The sequence below is a fragment of the Methylobacterium sp. B4 genome (assembly GCF_003201865.1).
In the GTDB taxonomy this organism is placed as follows: domain Bacteria; phylum Pseudomonadota; class Alphaproteobacteria; order Rhizobiales; family Beijerinckiaceae; genus Methylobacterium.
This window is the reverse complement of the sequence record NZ_QJJJ01000035.1, coordinates 16049-30395: the sequence shown is the minus strand read 5'-3', so window position 1 is coordinate 30395 and position 14347 is coordinate 16049. Positions and strand designations below refer to the sequence as shown.

22 protein-coding genes and 1 tRNA gene are annotated in these 14347 nt (G+C 64.0%); 7 read left to right on the top strand and 16 right to left on the bottom strand.

Features of this window, described 5'->3' with window-relative positions; all coding sequences use genetic code 11:
- Nucleotides 1-407: 407 nt before the first annotated feature.
- Complete coding sequence (locus BY998_RS22905; protein ID WP_110353994.1) at nt 408-647, bottom strand: hypothetical protein; 240 nt, start codon at nt 645-647, stop codon at nt 408-410.
- A gap of 168 nt (nt 648-815) precedes the next feature.
- Between BY998_RS22905 and BY998_RS22900 the strand changes: the two genes are divergently transcribed.
- From BY998_RS22900 to BY998_RS24120, 4 genes are all read left to right on the top strand, one after another.
- A tRNA-Ile gene (locus BY998_RS22900) sits at nt 816-891 on the top strand.
- A gap of 118 nt (nt 892-1009) precedes the next feature.
- Nucleotides 1010-1675, top strand: a complete 666-nt coding sequence (locus BY998_RS22895; RefSeq protein WP_110353993.1) for a metallophosphoesterase family protein — start codon at nt 1010-1012, stop codon at nt 1673-1675.
- 3 nt (nt 1676-1678) lie between these two features.
- A complete protein-coding gene (locus BY998_RS24125; protein WP_015857211.1) occupies nt 1679-1918 on the top strand; it encodes a hypothetical protein in 240 nt (79 codons plus the stop codon).
- Between the two features lie 3 nt (nt 1919-1921).
- Nucleotides 1922-2146, top strand: a complete 225-nt coding sequence (locus tag BY998_RS24120; RefSeq protein WP_146221841.1) for a hypothetical protein — start codon at nt 1922-1924, stop codon at nt 2144-2146.
- Between the two features lie 58 nt (nt 2147-2204).
- Here BY998_RS24120 and BY998_RS22885 read toward each other — a convergent pair whose 3' ends face one another.
- Nucleotides 2205-2432: a hypothetical protein gene (locus BY998_RS22885; RefSeq protein ID WP_110353991.1), complete on the bottom strand. Its 228-nt coding sequence runs from the start codon at nt 2430-2432 to the stop codon at nt 2205-2207.
- A 520-nt stretch (nt 2433-2952) separates the two neighbouring features.
- On the opposite strand from BY998_RS22885, the gene BY998_RS22880 reads away from it, so the two are divergent.
- Nucleotides 2953-3183, top strand: a complete 231-nt coding sequence (locus tag BY998_RS22880) for a hypothetical protein (RefSeq protein ID WP_110353990.1) — start codon at nt 2953-2955, stop codon at nt 3181-3183.
- Between the two features lie 43 nt (nt 3184-3226).
- Nucleotides 3227-3724: an HNH endonuclease gene (locus BY998_RS24635; RefSeq protein ID WP_210205513.1), complete on the top strand. Its 498-nt coding sequence runs from the start codon at nt 3227-3229 to the stop codon at nt 3722-3724.
- Between the two features lie 227 nt (nt 3725-3951).
- Here BY998_RS24635 and BY998_RS22870 read toward each other — a convergent pair whose 3' ends face one another.
- From BY998_RS22870 to BY998_RS24910, 12 genes are all read right to left on the bottom strand, one after another.
- Nucleotides 3952-4485 (bottom strand): hypothetical protein, encoded by a 534-nt coding sequence (locus BY998_RS22870; RefSeq protein ID WP_110353989.1) that lies wholly within the window; start codon nt 4483-4485, stop codon nt 3952-3954.
- Nucleotide 4486: 1 nt separating this feature from the next.
- Nucleotides 4487-4756 (bottom strand): hypothetical protein, encoded by a 270-nt coding sequence (locus BY998_RS22865; protein WP_146221840.1) that lies wholly within the window; start codon nt 4754-4756, stop codon nt 4487-4489.
- A 14-nt stretch (nt 4757-4770) separates the two neighbouring features.
- Nucleotides 4771-5178, bottom strand: a complete 408-nt coding sequence (locus BY998_RS22860) for a hypothetical protein (RefSeq protein ID WP_110353987.1) — start codon at nt 5176-5178, stop codon at nt 4771-4773.
- A 202-nt stretch (nt 5179-5380) separates the two neighbouring features.
- On the bottom strand, nt 5381-5920 hold the full coding sequence (locus BY998_RS22855) for a hypothetical protein (protein ID WP_110353986.1): 540 nt from the start codon (nt 5918-5920) through the stop codon (nt 5381-5383).
- A 159-nt stretch (nt 5921-6079) separates the two neighbouring features.
- The gene (locus BY998_RS22850; protein WP_146221839.1) at nt 6080-6262 is read right to left on the bottom strand and encodes a hypothetical protein; all 183 of its coding nucleotides are present in this window, start codon (nt 6260-6262) and stop codon (nt 6080-6082) included.
- Nucleotides 6262-6873, bottom strand: a complete 612-nt coding sequence (locus tag BY998_RS22845) for a lysozyme (protein ID WP_110353984.1) — start codon at nt 6871-6873, stop codon at nt 6262-6264. Before BY998_RS22845 ends, BY998_RS22850 begins: the two co-directional genes overlap by 1 nt.
- Before the next feature lie 64 nt (nt 6874-6937).
- Nucleotides 6938-8716 carry a hypothetical protein gene (locus BY998_RS22840; protein ID WP_110353983.1) on the bottom strand — a complete coding sequence of 593 codons (1779 nt, stop codon included), beginning with the start codon at nt 8714-8716 and terminating at the stop codon, nt 6938-6940.
- A complete protein-coding gene (locus BY998_RS22835; RefSeq protein WP_110353982.1) occupies nt 8716-9510 on the bottom strand; it encodes a hypothetical protein in 795 nt (264 codons plus the stop codon). The genes BY998_RS22840 and BY998_RS22835 overlap by 1 nt, the downstream gene beginning before the upstream one ends.
- A 43-nt stretch (nt 9511-9553) precedes the next feature.
- Complete coding sequence (locus tag BY998_RS24115) at nt 9554-9943, bottom strand: helix-turn-helix domain-containing protein (RefSeq protein WP_146221838.1); 390 nt, start codon at nt 9941-9943, stop codon at nt 9554-9556.
- Nucleotides 9940-10359, bottom strand: coding sequence for a hypothetical protein (locus BY998_RS24110; protein ID WP_146221837.1), 420 nt, complete (start codon nt 10357-10359; stop codon nt 9940-9942). The genes BY998_RS24115 and BY998_RS24110 overlap by 4 nt, the downstream gene beginning before the upstream one ends.
- Nucleotides 10360-10708: 349 nt before the next feature.
- Nucleotides 10709-10873 carry a hypothetical protein gene (locus tag BY998_RS24535; protein ID WP_181425596.1) on the bottom strand — a complete coding sequence of 55 codons (165 nt, stop codon included), beginning with the start codon at nt 10871-10873 and terminating at the stop codon, nt 10709-10711.
- Nucleotides 10870-11097: a Cro/CI family transcriptional regulator gene (locus tag BY998_RS24910; RefSeq protein WP_245421712.1), complete on the bottom strand. Its 228-nt coding sequence runs from the start codon at nt 11095-11097 to the stop codon at nt 10870-10872. The genes BY998_RS24535 and BY998_RS24910 overlap by 4 nt, the downstream gene beginning before the upstream one ends.
- 21 nt (nt 11098-11118) lie before the next feature.
- On the opposite strand from BY998_RS24910, the gene BY998_RS24905 reads away from it, so the two are divergent.
- On the top strand, nt 11119-11580 hold the full coding sequence (locus tag BY998_RS24905) for a site-specific integrase (protein ID WP_245421713.1): 462 nt from the start codon (nt 11119-11121) through the stop codon (nt 11578-11580).
- A gap of 159 nt (nt 11581-11739) precedes the next feature.
- On the opposite strand, the gene BY998_RS24105 is transcribed toward BY998_RS24905, so the two are convergent.
- Both BY998_RS24105 and BY998_RS22815 read right to left on the bottom strand, forming a co-directional pair.
- A complete protein-coding gene (locus BY998_RS24105; protein WP_146221836.1) occupies nt 11740-12198 on the bottom strand; it encodes a hypothetical protein in 459 nt (152 codons plus the stop codon).
- A 236-nt stretch (nt 12199-12434) separates the two neighbouring features.
- The gene (locus BY998_RS22815; RefSeq protein ID WP_146221835.1) at nt 12435-13754 is read right to left on the bottom strand and encodes an AMP-binding protein; all 1320 of its coding nucleotides are present in this window, start codon (nt 13752-13754) and stop codon (nt 12435-12437) included.
- Between the last annotated feature and the right edge of the window lie 593 nt (nt 13755-14347).

Here is a 14347-nt window from a genome sequence, read left to right as displayed (position 1 = left end):
CGCGTTCAGGCGCTTCTCAACGGCGGAGTGCCGCAACTATCTCGCGGCCGCAGGCTACGACGCCTACGATCCAACCTGATCGGATGCCGCTCTAGGTGACGCATAAGGGGAGTCGCTCAGAAACGCGGCGAAGTCGAGGTATTGGGCCGTCTCGTCGGCTGCCCCGCTAAACTCAGCAACCACTGGGACTTTGATTGCTGATGCCCCGTGCCGCGAGCATCCGCTTCCGTACCTCGGCCATGCGGTCGTCGTCGGTGGCGCGGGCCTCTCGCGCCTCCTACCAAATGGTCTCGTAGATCAGCCGCACGATCGCCTCGTCCAGGCCGAGGCCGCGGGCGAACCCGAGGAGGAACCGCAACTCGGTGGCGGAGCGCTCGCCGGTCACGGCAATCCTCATTGCGCGTAACTTACCGAGGAGCCGGAGGCAGAGCTTGCTCAGCTTGATCGCTTCGCACGATCCGATTGGTCACCTCGTTGTCCTCCGCCCTGTTAGGTATCGAACCCACCTGCTGTATGTAGCCTTCGGCGATCGGATGCGCGCCGGTCTCGGCGTTGGACATGTAGACCTCGACTGCGGCGTTCACCTCGTCGTCGGTGACGGCCTTCGCCTTGAAAATCTCGCCGACCGTGGGGTTGGGATCGGGCATGGTGTGAACCTATCCTGCGGGCCACCGGGCGGCCAGTCCGGCGTGCCCGGCACTTGCCGAGAGCCCCCTCCCCGGCTACTCAGATCGAGGGTTTCTGTGGAAGTTTCTTCAGAGCAATCTGTTGCGGAAGTCCGGTGTCAAGTCTAAGTGCATGGCTGAAAACGGTTAGGGCCTGTAGCTCAATGGTTAGAGCCGACCGCTCATAACGGTCTGGTTGTCGGTTCAAGTCCGGCCAGGCCTACCAATCCCGGCAATGACTTAGCGCAAAATGACGGTCTGCGCTGCGGTTCGTTGAACCTAACGTGCATCCCGCGCGGGTTCGGTGAACCTGCCCTCTCTCGCTTGAACGGGAGGGCCGGCGCATGACCCGCACCTACGCCATTGGCGACATTCATGGTCGCTTCGACCTGTTCACCCTGGCCGTGGCCGAGATCACGGCGCGCGGCGGCGGCAAGGTCGTCTTCCTCGGCGACTACGTGGACCGAGGCCAGCAGAGCCGGGAAGTGCTTGAGGCGCTGATCGCCGGACCGCCGGCCGGTCAGGAATGGGTCTGCCTTAAGGGCAACCACGAAGACATGATGGTCGAGACGATCACCGCGCCGCTTGAGCCGGATTGGTGGATCGGGAACGGCGGCGCGGCCACGGTCGCATCGTATGGCGGCCAGATCCCGCTTGCGCATGTCCGGTGGGCGGACGGCCTGCCGCTCTCACACGAGACCCGGTATCGCGTCTTCTGCCATGCCGGCGGCGACCCGACCCTCAACATCGCCGACCAGACCGAAAAGTCTCTGACCTGGTTCCGCTGCAAGCGCGACTTCGACTACGGCTTGGATGGCAAGCACGTCGTCCACGGGCACACGCCGTTCAAGGACGGCCCTGTCTGTCTGCCGAACCGCACGAACCTCGACACGGGCGCCTACGCGACCGGTCGGCTGTCCGTTGCCGTCTTCGATGATGCCGAGCCCGGCGGGCCGATCGACGTGTTCAGCGTCACTCTCCCCACCCCTCCCCGAGCCGAAGGAGCCTGAGCGATGGGTGCGGATCTGATTATCCCAGCCGAACTGCGGGCGCTGAGCGAGGCGGCTGCCAAGGGGCCGTGGAGCCACCGGCCGCTAATGTCAGACAAGGGCTCCGAGTGGCGCGAACGCTTCATCACGGACGGGCTGACAAACCTAGCCGACGACATGGAGCCAGAGGATGCCGAGTTCGTCTGCGCGCTCGTGAACTGGTTCCGGTCCCTCCCCGCCCTACCCCGAACAGAAGGAGCCTGAGAGATGGGCGAGAAGACCGCACACGACCTGCTTGTTGATGCCGTGCTGCTGGCTCGCTTCTATGATTTCGAGCCGGAGTGCCACGATCACAACGAGGCGAAGTTCCTCGCAGAGATCAGGAAGGATTATCCCGAGCACGTTGACGAGGCAGATTGGGTCGTACGGCGCGTACTGAAAGCTCAAGTCGCCGACCCGTCTCCCGCCCTCTCTCGTGCAGAAGGAGCCTGAGATGGGCTTCAACACGGTTGCCGTTCTCTACAACGACCACACCGACCGCTTCCGGCATTCAGGAAGTCTGATCGGGCCGCAGATCGCCGACGCCATGGTGCGTTGGATGACCCGAGACCGCGACCCGCTGGCGACGCACTTCGGCGGCGGCATGGTGATCTCGCAAGCGCATGCGGACTTCGCGCAAGTCGTGATCGTCAGCCGAAACAGCGGCGTCCGAGCCGACGACGCGGATGACCTCGATTGGGTAGCCCTCGACCAGATGCAGCGGTGCCTTGAGCGGCATGGCTATCAGGTCAGGAAGCTTCGGAAGCGGAAGTCTTCCCCCTCACCGCTCGCGGCTGAAGGGAAAACGGAGGGCGAGCCGCGAGCAGATTTCCGACCGACTTCGAGGGGCTGCACCGGGCCTGCTTGGACTGGCGCGGCATTGATCCCGACGAGGCGTGCAAGGAGTGCGGCGGGTCGGGGATCAAGGTTTACGGCGACACATCGACGTGGCGTGGCGGGGTTGGCGGACAATCCCTAACGCAGGATGTCTGCGACCATTGCTGGGGTTCCGGAAACCGTCTCCAGCCGTGGATGAGCCACCGCCGCTTGGCCGCGTCAGCGACCGAAACCCGAAAGGGTGGAGACGCATAGCGGCTCCATTCATGAGGGCGCGTCCCGAAGGGGACGCCCAACACCCCGCCCTAGCGAACCCCCTTATCCCTTTCAAGGAGAGGGGGAGAAGTACGAGCCGCGAAGATCGCCAGCTTTCGCCGGCAGATCGAACGGCTGGAGAGCCTGGAGTTTTAGGGGAGAGGACGATGGACAGCTTCGAACTGAAAGTGGCCGCTGCGCTGGCCGAGTATGGCAAGTGGGGAACTGGTTTCGATAGCAGACGCCCCGAAGGCGAGCGTGCGTGGGTCGGCCGAGAGGATAGCCCCGGCATCTGGACCGAAGCTCAAGCCTACCCCGGCTCGTTCACAGCCCAAAACGCGCTGCACGAACACGCGATGCGCGCTGCGCTGAAGGTGGCACTCGAAGCCGCCGAGTGACCCCGCCCCACCGCATGCAAGGCAGAAGGATAGGAGACGGACGATGCGAAAGGCTCGGCCTTCCTCAATCAGGGTAGAAGGCAATGATGCTTTCGTCAGCCTCACGCAGGGCTTAGAGGCTGTCATTGACGCCGCCGATGTCCCGCTGCTGTCTGGCTACGCTTGGACTGCGCAAGTGGGGGCAGAGGGTCATGCGTATGCGAGGCGCTACTTCAGAGGCGGCGCGCTGCTGATGCACAGAGTGTTGATGCGGGCAGAAAAGGGGCTGTGCGTCGATCACATTGATGGCGACGGACTTAACAACCGGCGTAGCAATCTGCGAATAGCCAATCAGTCGCAAAACAACATGAATATGCTTGTCACGCGGCGGAACAAGATTGGCGTAAAGGGCGTCAGCGTGGGGAAAACGGGTAAGTTTGAGGCAAAAATCAAATATCAAGACAAGAACTATTATCTTGGAGGTTTTCCAACGCCTGAAGAGGCTTCTGCGGCATACTATGGCGCTGCACGGGTGTTGTTCGGCGATTTCGCCAAAAAATAACCCGCGCGGCGGGTGCCGGCGGGCTGAGAGGAGGGTGCGATGCGTGAAGAAGTTGTCGGGATCGTAGCGTGGTTCGTCATCGGCTTCGGCGCGTGGTCGCTATCCGTTTGCGTCGCGTACTATGGCGGCTGGTGGAAAGGGTATGGGGCGGCTTTCAAGTCGCTTGGATAAGTGCCCCATGACGACAAAGCCCCGCGCCAGCGGATGCCGGGCGGGGCTGAGAGAGGTTAGTTTACCGGCAAGCAGGTTTGCAGCCAAGAGGCGACGAGGCGAAAGTCTGGCCTGAGAACTAGGAGCAAGTAGCCCAGCGTGACTGAAATGCCGAAGAGTGCGGCTAGTTGAGGCCATCTAACCGCGGGCGGGCTACGTTCCTGATCCCTCGGCGCCATGAGAACGAATGCTTGGCCGAGGACCACAAGCCACAGACAGAACGCGTTAATATTTGACACAACCATCCACGGCGGGAACCCCGCGCCGCGCCAGACGAGCAGCCACATTGCGCTGCCGAGCAGACCGAGTTCGCGGAAGAACGTGCCGAGGATGTATTGCTGCGCCGAGACCGGCTGATCCGCGAGCGTGAGGCTTCGGATCGCCTTCGTGCATGAGGCGACGATCGCGAAGCCGAGAACGATCATGAACACGCGCAGCCACTCGGTCTGCACGTTGGTCGGCAGAAACGGGGCGGCAACCCAATAGAGGCCGGCGCACCCGAAGCCGATCCAGATCGTGAGGCTACGCTTAAAACGAGCGGCGAACGTCACTCTAGTGGCCCTCCAGAATTCGGATCACGTCGTTCACCGCCGCAAGGCTGGGGTCTCGCTTGGCCCGTTCACGAAGCCGGCTTTCCCGCGCATCTCGACGCTTGCGCGTATCAGCGATCGTTGCCGCCAACGCTTGCCGCTCGGCGTCGGAGTGCTCCTTGATCTCCTCGGCAGAGGCTTCGACCCGGCTGCTGATGGCCGAGTTCTCCGCCAAGATGGCGTCTAGGTGCTCTTGAGGAACGCCAGTGCGCTGGGGCCAGAACCACGACATGAGCCGCCTCCCGATCATGCCGCCCCCTGACGCTGCCGAGCCAGCAGCTCCATCACGGCGTTCACCCCCGCCAAATGGTTGTTTTGCGCGTGCCGAAGCTCTGAGATTTCCTTGGCTGTTTCTGCGCCTTGGTCGCGAAGGGTCTCTGCCGCCGTCGCTTGGGCCGCCTGCATTCGATCGGTCGCGCTGGCGTGGCTCGCAATCGCCGAGGTGCTGTTCGCGGCGATGGTGGCGAGTTGGGATGCGAGGTCGGCGCACCGATCCTGCAATTTCATGTTCCGCCAGGACTGCCACCCTAGCGCGATCGTCAGCAGGATCGCGAACGCTCCAACCGCCTGATATTGCATCAGCGTGTCGGCGGCTTGTCCTGCGGCTTTGATGGCCTCCGCGGTCTGTGCCTGCGCTTCGGTGACGAGGAGCACGATTAGGACTGCACCATCTGCCGGCGTCGGCTTCCCGCGCCTCCCGCTCTCGTGTGGCGGATCGGCACTTGCGACTCGCTGCATGGGTGGGGGATCAAGCTCTCAGCCATTCGGCGCGTCCTTACCGACGTGTTGGATGGTCAGTGACGGTCACCGTCGCTCCGCCAAGATAGGCGGCGATCGTCACGCTGCTTCGTGTGGGTCAGCGGCGGACGGCGGCTGGCAAAAGCGCCGTGATCTGGTTGTCCTTGACCTGAGACGAACGGCTTGACCCGAGCCAGAATGCGATCGCCGTCCCTAGGGCAAGGTTCGCCGCGCCGTATGCCTGCGACAGGAGCTGGTAGACGCGCTCGGGGATCTCAGCCTGGACGAAGTAGAGGGCGATCGTCAGCGTGATCCACGACGCGATGATGAGCAGCGTGAGGATCGCCGGCATGTTCTGCGTCCACGAGTGGGTCTGGACGAGGCCGAGCTGCATCGCGCGAGCGTTGGCGATGTCCGCGAGGTAGGCATCTTGACGCTTCGTCTCGGCCTCAATCTCGGCGAGCTTGATGGATGCGCCGGTTGGATCATCAGCGATGGCCTTGGAGACGGCCTCAGGCGTCGGCGCAACGCCGAGGGCCGCAGCCACGCCCTTGCCAACGATGCCGCCCACAGCACCGCCTAGGGGGCCGCCAAGCAGCGTTCCAAGCGCAGGGAGCCCGATCTGGGCAAGCTGCCCGCCGAGAGCCGACCAATCCATGTCTCTGTCTCGTTCTGGAGGTGCGCGGCTGGCCCGGCGCGCTCGGAAATGCTACCTTGCGGACGGGCGCAGGCAGGTGTGGAGACCGCTCTCAAGAGGGTCAGGACGGTTCGAGTCCGTCTCGGTTAAAACGCGAGGTTCGATCCCTCGCCGCGTCCTTCACCCGAACGACAGCCAAGCGCCCCACAGCAGCACCGACAGAAGCAGGCAGGCCACACCGAGGACGGCATAGATCGCCGATCCGAGCCGGTCGTCAGCGCTCGTCTGTGCGATGCTGGTCTGCCACGCGAGCCAAAGCAGCACGGTCGCGAAGGCGAAGAGAACGAGGGCGGCCCAGCCCATCAGGCGGCCCAACGGAAGAACGAGGACAGCCAGCCGCCGAGGGCGCCGGTCTTTGCGGTCGTCTCGGCGACGGGCGGGATGGGGGCAGGCAGCGCGACCGGAGGCGGTGCGGGTACAGGCGCCATGAAGTTCGGCGCCTTCACGGGCGACCGGTCTCCGCGCCAAGCCTTCGGAAGGGCCACGGTGTAGGGCGTCCGGAACTGATCGTACTCGCCCTGGCGGCGCGAGATGATCGCCGCCGGCTTGTTCCACATCAGGATCGCTTCGGCAGCGCCGGCCACATCGCCAGCCTTCAGCCGCCGGACGACGGTGGAGCCCGAAAAGCCCCCCTGGCCAATGTTGAAGCAGAGCGACACCAGGGCGTCGAACTGGTGCTGTTCGAGCTTCACGCCCAAGGCGTTCACCGGCTTGGCATATGCCTTCACGGCCTCGGTGAAGAGCGCGTCGCTGGTGGCGGCGGTAATCGTCAGCCCCGGCGTCACCTTGATCAACCCGGAAGCCGTCGTGAGGCCGACGCCGATCGTCCAGACCTTCTCGGTGTCGAGATAGGCGGCCAGCACCTCGCCTTCGCGCGACTTGAGAGCCGCGCGCCCGATGGGCGACAGGTCCATGGTGTTCTCCGATGTGAAGGGGTCGTCTCAGGCTCGGGCCGGGTGGCGCGGCAAGGGGGTGGGGTTAGTTGTACGAGACCGATCGAAGCGTGCCGCCAAAGTTGCAGACGCGCTTAAAGGTATTGGCCGTAGTGTTGTTCCAGTCGGCGCAGCCGCGATTTGGGATGTCGCCTCCGTTCGGATCGCGGTCGTAGACGAAGAAGCCATTCACGAGGCCGCTCGCCCCCTTGCCGATGATCGTCGTAACGATATTGGGATCAGAGCCCACAGCCTCCATCAGCGGTCCGGAACCTGCCGAGTTCGCCGTAACCTGAAAGCCGTTCGCGGAATTGTTGTTGGAGTAGACGTTGAAGGCGGGGAAACCGTTCGAGGAGAGCCGGACGACCGCCTGTCCCTTTGCCCTCAGTTCCAGAGAGGCGGCCGCGTTCGGCGACAGCACCTCCATGGCGGCACCAGCGCCGGCCGCGCCGGCCGTCATCCGAGCCGTGTCGCCACCAGACACAGGGCGGGCGATGACGGCAGAGGACAGCCCGTCAGTGTCGTTGTTGTTGCGAACCAGCACGGTCGGATCGACGGGGCCGCTCACCGTTCTCACGGCCGAGGTACGGTTGCCGAAGTTGTTGCCGGTGATCACCGCCTGTTTGAGGCCGGGGTCGAGCAGAACGGCCGGAGCGGCGGGTGTGCCGAGAGCGGCCGAAGCCGTCACCAGCGCGCCGGAAATCCCGGTAGGATTGCCGTTCCCATCGAGGCCGCCCTTCAGGTAGATGCCGGCCGTCTGGAAGTTGTCCATCGTGACGTTGGTCAGGTCCGCACCGCCGACGACCAGATAGTTGTACATCGGAGCGAGGTTGCTATCGGCGAAGATCGGCCACGGCCCGGTGTACCCCCATCCGTGCGACGTGACATAGTGATTGTAGCCGCCATTGGCGTTGTAGTAATTCGCCACCCTCGCATTGATCGCGTATAGTTTATAAACGCTGTCCGAACTGTAGGTCACAAGGTTATAATCCGGCAAATCGGCCTGCGAATTGTAGCATTTGTGGCCGACTTCGTTGACGTTTTCGATCCGGTTCGTGTTGTCGAAATCTAGCTCGTATCCGCCGTTCACCCAGACGTTGGCGCCGTCGCCCTTGGCGACGTTGCGAAACACGGTGCTCGTGGCGGTGAAGCCGACTGCATAGGCGATGTAGAGATTGTACTTGGCCTTGCAGTAACCATCGAGTGTTAGGTTGTGGAGGCGGACCCGAGCGGCGCTACTATCGCCCGTGGCCACCGGCTGGTTGATGACCCGATCAATGCCGCTGGTGCAATCGGGCTTGATGCGGATCTTGGGCGCCCCGCCGACGCCGCGAATGGTGACGCTCGCCCAGCCACCCGGCAGGTTGATGGGGGACGAACAGAGGTTGTAGGCACCGGACGGCGGCTCTGGAACCAGTACTTCGCAGGTCTTTGTCGCGACCTGGGCCGAGCCGTAATAGCAAGCCGCTTGGAGCGCGGCGTTGAACGCAACGCTGTCGTCACCGCCTGCGCCAACGGAAGGGCCGAAGTCGAGGACGCTCACGCCGAAGTCGAGCAGCTTGTTCTTGAGCGCGCGAGCAGCGGAGCCGACGGCAGGCGCGACATCCATATCGGAAACATCGCCGGTCGAGCCCTTGCCCAGGATCTGCAGCGTATCGGGCGTGATGACGGTCTTGTTGCCCTCGCGCTTGCCGAGCTTCAGCGCGTTGCCGAATGTGATGTCGCCGTTGGCGCGGATCTCGCCGGGCGGAAGCGCGCGGGTCTGCGCGAGCACGGGTGACACCAGCGCGGTCAAGGCAATGAGGACGAGGAGCGAGCGCTTCATCACAGGCGTATCCACAGGTTGGCGGCGCCGCGGCGAAAGCGGACGGCCTGATAAGGGCTGGAAAGAGCGACGACGCTGACGCCGACAGCGGGATCTACGTCTGCCCCGCCAATGGTGTCGCCGGTCCCTGTGCCGGGGCGGATCTTGATCGTCAGAGTCTCGGAGCAGGCGCCGCTCTCATCTGCGATTATGAGATCCTGGCCGAGCGGAAAGGTATCGACATCGGGCAGGGAGATAACGCGCGGTGCCGTCAGCGCTACGATGCCGACCTGAACGTCTGTCGCGAGGATCTGATAGTTAGCATCCAAGACAGGGGTATGCCCGAGCTTGGCTGCCGCTGCGACGGCCTTACCCACCGATGACGGAGCGGTGCCGAAGGTCTTCCACGCCGGGAGTCCGCCGGGTCCGGAGATAATCCAGGCTACGGAGTAGATCTGCCCCGGCTTGACATCGCCGGCCGCGAAGACGGCGCCGTCGGCGTCGATCCACTGCCGAGGCTCGTTTCCGTCCACCGACAGGACTGGCCCGGCCGTGTTCGTGCGGTCGGCCGTGAAGCACACGGCGACACCCGGCTTCATTTCCCCGAAGCTGGAGTTCGTGGCGACGGTGTAGAAATTCCCGGCGCCACCCGAGATCAGCGCGCCGCCCTGATCAAGAGCGAGAGCTGCCGCCTTCGCCATCAGCCCGCGGATCGCCTGCGGAAATTCGCGTCCAGCCATGCTGTCGCGCGCGGGTATGCTGCGATCAACCAGAGCGTTGCCGCTCGGCTGGGGGGACCAGTCGGTGACACTCATGCGGATTTTTCCGGTTTTGAGGAGGGGGAGCGCGATCAGGCTGTCAATCGGCGTTGAAAAGGGACCCGGGATCGGCGTCCAAAAAGGACCCACTGGCGGCATGGTTTCCATTGATCGGCGACGCAGCGGGCGACGCCGCGAAGCCGTCAGGGTGAGCGCAGCGGCGTCGCCCGCGTCTCCAGTTTGCGGACGAGTAGCCGTGTCGCTCCGCGATTTCCTCGCGAGCCAGCATGTTGGGCTGCGCGTACCACTCGCGCAGATCATCGGCGGTCAGGCGGCTCGGCTTGTAGAACACGCCCTTCTGGCCGAGATACCGTTTGATGGTCTCGCGGTCGCGGCCAAGGCGGCGGGCGATGGCGGCATGATGCAAGCCGGCCTCAGCTAGGCGATGCATCTCGCGTAGTTCAGTCGTCTTGACTGGCGACCGGCTCATTCAGCGCCCCCGTTCGTGAGGGACGCGTAGAGAGCTTCAGCGCGGTCGCGCGCTGCCGCTACCTTCTGAACAATCGTCGCATCCGATGGAATGCCCAGGCGGCGAGCTTGCTCCAGCTCGGCGGAAAGATCGGCAAGCTCGTTCTCCAGATCTTGGATGGCATAGGCGGCAAGGCGAGAGCGAAGGTCGCTATCAAGCCGCTTCAGGCGGTTGCGAGCCAGATTATAGAGCGTGCCGGGCGAAAGCCCGACCCGCCGTGCCACGCGTTGGCGGGCTTCATCGCGGTTTCCACCGCGCCGTGCTTGTTCACGCTTCTCAATGCCGTCGGCAAGAGAACGCGCGATCTCAAGATCGGCGGTCGCGTACATCACGCGGCGCTCCTTTGGATGAAACGTCCGAATTTCGGGGATGCCCATGCCAAGCTTCCTGTGGTCGATTGCTCATCGACAGGAAGGGCACGGAGATGGAGGTACGCAGGTACGCGGTAGGCAAAGGCGAAGAACCGGAGGCCCTGGCAGGCCGAAGGGATGAGGTTCCCGAGAAGGAGCGATCGGCCCTGGCAGGCCAATCGCTCAAGTCTCTGGGAGAAACAGGGCCCAACAGCCCGAGGCTCGGCGGTACGCAGCACAACAGCCGCCGAGAGGATGACGCCGACGGCTCTGGCAGGCCGAAGGCGAAAGACGGAGCGGCCAAGATGGGCCGCAGAGCGTGGCGCCGACTCGTGCGGATGCACGGCGGCAGGGAGATGAGAGGCGGGTGAGGCGGTCATGCCGACACCTGCGCGATAAGCAGCAAGCCAGCTCCGAGCATCAGCAGACAGCCGCATAGGCCGGTGAGCACGACTGCCTCGTCGCGGTCAGCGTCGGGTGAATGCCCGACCTGAGCGAGAAGAGCGGAAAGGGATGCGAGGTAGAGAGCGCCGTAGGTCATGCGCTCGCAGCCTCGTTTTGCGGCCGAGGCGCCGCGAAAAATTCATGAGGCGGGTAAATGTCTGGGCGGATCGCATGCCTCGGAACGCCAGACAGAGCTTCGAGAACGAGCACCCGGCGGGACGGGCACTCGCGCCACTGGCTGACCGCAGCCGAGGTGATGCCGAGAGCTCGTCCGACCGCGGCGGGGCCGCCGGCCTTTTTGATAGCGCTCTTAAGGTGCACATCAAGACCGCCATCTACCTGATGATCGGCACGGCCGCGCGCGTCGGCGCCGTGCTGGAATTGACATGGGACCGGGTGAACTTCGACCGAGGGACGATCAACCTGCGAACGTCTGAGCTTGGGCCGAGGAAGGGGCGAGCCATCGTCCCGATGAACTCTGAGCTGCGCGCCGTACTTCAGACCGCCAAGGCTGCGGCGCTGACAGAGCATGTCATCGAATGGGCAGGCGAGCCCGTTGCCAGCATCAAGACCGGCTTCAACGCCGCTGTGAAGGCTGCCGGCTTGGAAGGCGTTACGCCTCACGTTCTTCGACACACGGCGGCCGTGCACATGGTCGAAGGCGGCGTGCCGATGGCGGAAGTTGCCCAATACCTCGGCCATTCCAATGAGGCACTGACGTTCCGTGTCTATGGCCGGTACTCTCCGACCCATCTGCGCAAGGCCGCCGACGTGCTGAGCTTCAGCCGTCTCCGGGCCGTGTGACCCCCTACCCTACCGGTAGCAAAGCCATGTCCGCGCAAAATTGCGGTCTGCTCTCTGGTTCGCTGAACCCGGATTTCGTGGCGCACAAGTTTCGTGATGCGTATTCCAAAGTTTACAGACTGGTCTATGATCGAAAAACGCTGAGGATTTCTAGAATGCTCACTCCTCATAACGGTCTGGTTGCAGGTTCGAGTCCTGCCGGGCCCACCACATTCCTTCTAAGTGGCGCTGGCGCCACAAGCTTTTCAGATATAACGAGTTTCCAGGCGCATCTGTGACACAGGGCTGTGACACATGGTGGATGGAAACGTGGTGCATCAACCGAACCTGACCCAGCGGAACGGCACGTTCTATCTTCGGATGCGTGTGCCGCTCGACGTGGTGGATGCCGTCGGCCGGACCCACATTGTCGTGAGCCTCAAGACGAAGGAGCGCCGCGTCGCCCTTGCACGCTTCCGACTGGAGCAGGCCACGGTCGAGCGGCAGTTCGAGGCAGCGCGTCAGCAGGCGAAGGAGACAGCAACGCTTCGGCGTTCGCTTGCGTCCGGGCGTTTGGAGAAGCTGGCTCCAGGGGAGATCGAGGGGCTTGCGCTTCGATGGTTCGAGCACGCCGTGCAACGCGTTGCACGCACTTCGCGCGAAACGCTCGAAACCCGGTTCGCTGACTGGGAAGCCATCCTAGAGGAGCTGAAAGCCGAAGGGGCGGTCCTCACCAGCCTGGACCCGGAGGACTACGAGCCGACGGTCCATCGAACGGTGGACGAACTCCTTCTTGCCGCCGGAGCCCCGCCGGAACCGATCCGCGGGCGCATTCAGCGTCGTGTTCGACGCCCACAGATCGACCAGTCCACGGCTCAATATTCCCAGCTTGCCACCCTCGTGCGCCGGGGCTTGATCGCAATGACGACCGCGTCCGAGACGCGTCCGAGGATTTGCAGGCGATCGGCCGAGTCGATTCGCCCGAGGTCACCGGACTGGTACCAGCCCTCGCGGAAGGCCGCGGCCTCCAAGTCCGGGCGGTTGAGGTAGCCGTTGGCCATGGCGGGCGAGCGTACCTCGATCGAGCCGCCCTCTTCTGGGTCCGCGACGCTGCCGTCCTCCCGCCGGAACCTGATCTCGACACCGGGAAGGATGTGTCCCGCCGAACTGCCGCTCTCCACGTCGGACGCGATGTGCCCGGCTGGCGGTAGGAGGCTGACGAGACCCATTTCGCTGGCCCCGTAGGTGTGGGCGACGACTGGTCCGAGGCGCGCGCGAGCCCGGCGGCGTAGCGTCGGCGGCGCCGAGGCACCGATATGGGTCAGGCTGCGAAGCGAGGAGAGATCCCGTCGGGCGACGTCCGGATGATCCATCAACTCGAAGAGCTGCGGTTCGACCAGAAACAGGTCGGTGACGTGCTCGCGCTCGATGGCATCAAGAGTATCAATTGGGTCAAACCTGTCCTGCAGCGCGACCGAGCCCCCGCCGAGCAGCGTAATGTCGATCAGCACCTGGGACAGGTAGGCAAAGCGGCCGTTGACGAGTTGGCGCCGGTCCGTGGAACTCGGAACGTCGACCATGGCGGTATAGGCCGCGAACGTCCGCCAACTTCCCTTGGGCACGCCCGTGCTCCCGCCGGAGGAGACCACGACACCGAGATCGTTGAGCCTCGCCGCGCAGGCGACGGGCTCCGCGACCTGTCCGGCGGCCAGTTCGTCCAGCCGCAGCGCTACGCCGGGGATTCCTTCACCGACCGTGGCGACCTTCACCCGCGCGCCCGCTGGGATGAGCTCCGCAGTTTCAGGAAAAACGATAAGCAGGTCCGGTGCGGTGCGGTGCAGAAGCTCGGCCCGCGCACCAGCCGATGCCGGCACGGGGAGGTAGGTCGTCGCGGCCCCGATCAGGTTTGCGGCGTAGCGTACCGCAAGGGCGGCCGGGTGGTTCGGAGCCAGCAGGGCGACAAGCGAGCCGCGTCCGATACCCAGAGCAGCGAGGGCACGGGCGTAACGGTAGACCGAGACGAGCAATTCACCGCCCGTGACGGTCGTATCGTCCTGCCGCAAGACCGCAGCGCAGGCCGCTCGGCCAAGGCGGTGGACCAGCTTCTCGACATAGACGGCCTCGTGTGCCGAATGCAGTTTCGGCACGGCTTGGGATGTCACGGCCGGAACGGACGATTTCGGCTTGGGGCTCATGACCACCTCACCCAGCCGCAATGGACCCCGTCGATGCGCGTCGTCAGTGGTCCCGTGACGTGGGCCAGTGCGGCCTCATTCTGGCAGGCCGCGACCGAGATCGCGGTCGGCATGTGTTTCAGGCCTGCGGCCAAAACCCAGCCGCACAGACCGTTGGCGAAGACTGATAGGCACAATCCAGCGCGCAAGCTCATGGCCAGAACCGATCCGCACGACTGGAAGCGCCGGGGCACTGTCCGCAACAAGGACCCACTTGGCAAATAGAGGCGCTAGGGGGTCGGCACTGGCTGTGAGACGGTACCGACTTCGAGTGCAGAAGAGGCCGGCTCAGCCCGAGCTGTTTCGAATTGCTCCAAACCGAGTCGGAATTCGCAAACATTCTGCGGACCGCAAGCTTGGCGATGGTTGCAAAGACTAGCGAGTCGATGCTCTATCTCCAAGGCGTTTCTCGGGAGGCGGTATGAAGCTCGCATTCGCGGCCTTGTCGATGAGTCTTGGCGTATTGGCACTGCTCCCCACACCCGTCGTGGCTTTGCCGATCATTCCGGATCCCGGGTTTGCCTCGCCGGTCGAACTCGTCGCCGGAGGCTGCG

Bases quoted from the DNA above. Each gene is read 5' to 3' on its own strand.
- BY998_RS22845 (WP_110353984.1), bottom strand. From the start codon at position 6,873: ATGGACCTGTCGCCCATCGGGCGCGCGGCTCTCAAGTCGCGCGAAGGC.
- BY998_RS22855 (WP_110353986.1), bottom strand. From the start codon at position 5,920: ATGGATTGGTCGGCTCTCGGCGGGCAGCTTGCCCAGATCGGGCTCCCT.
- BY998_RS24535 (WP_181425596.1), bottom strand. From the start codon at position 10,873: ATGACCTACGGCGCTCTCTACCTCGCATCCCTTTCCGCTCTTCTCGCT.
- BY998_RS24115 (WP_146221838.1), bottom strand. From the start codon at position 9,943: ATGAGCCGGTCGCCAGTCAAGACGACTGAACTACGCGAGATGCATCGC.
- BY998_RS22840 (WP_110353983.1), bottom strand. From the start codon at position 8,716: ATGAAGCGCTCGCTCCTCGTCCTCATTGCCTTGACCGCGCTGGTGTCA.
- BY998_RS24125 (WP_015857211.1), top strand. From the start codon at position 1,679: ATGGGTGCGGATCTGATTATCCCAGCCGAACTGCGGGCGCTGAGCGAG.
- BY998_RS22835 (WP_110353982.1), bottom strand. From the start codon at position 9,510: ATGAGTGTCACCGACTGGTCCCCCCAGCCGAGCGGCAACGCTCTGGTT.
- BY998_RS24905 (WP_245421713.1), top strand. From the start codon at position 11,119: ATGATCGGCACGGCCGCGCGCGTCGGCGCCGTGCTGGAATTGACATGG.
- BY998_RS24120 (WP_146221841.1), top strand. From the start codon at position 1,922: ATGGGCGAGAAGACCGCACACGACCTGCTTGTTGATGCCGTGCTGCTG.
- BY998_RS22865 (WP_146221840.1), bottom strand. From the start codon at position 4,756: ATGTCGTGGTTCTGGCCCCAGCGCACTGGCGTTCCTCAAGAGCACCTA.
- BY998_RS22850 (WP_146221839.1), bottom strand. From the start codon at position 6,262: ATGGGCTGGGCCGCCCTCGTTCTCTTCGCCTTCGCGACCGTGCTGCTT.
- BY998_RS24635 (WP_210205513.1), top strand. From the start codon at position 3,227: ATGCGAAAGGCTCGGCCTTCCTCAATCAGGGTAGAAGGCAATGATGCT.
- BY998_RS22895 (WP_110353993.1), top strand. From the start codon at position 1,010: ATGACCCGCACCTACGCCATTGGCGACATTCATGGTCGCTTCGACCTG.
- BY998_RS22815 (WP_146221835.1), bottom strand. From the start codon at position 13,754: ATGAGCCCCAAGCCGAAATCGTCCGTTCCGGCCGTGACATCCCAAGCC.
- BY998_RS22905 (WP_110353994.1), bottom strand. From the start codon at position 647: ATGCCCGATCCCAACCCCACGGTCGGCGAGATTTTCAAGGCGAAGGCC.
- BY998_RS24110 (WP_146221837.1), bottom strand. From the start codon at position 10,359: ATGGGCATCCCCGAAATTCGGACGTTTCATCCAAAGGAGCGCCGCGTG.
- BY998_RS22885 (WP_110353991.1), bottom strand. From the start codon at position 2,432: ATGCCGCTCAAGGCACCGCTGCATCTGGTCGAGGGCTACCCAATCGAG.
- BY998_RS22880 (WP_110353990.1), top strand. From the start codon at position 2,953: ATGGACAGCTTCGAACTGAAAGTGGCCGCTGCGCTGGCCGAGTATGGC.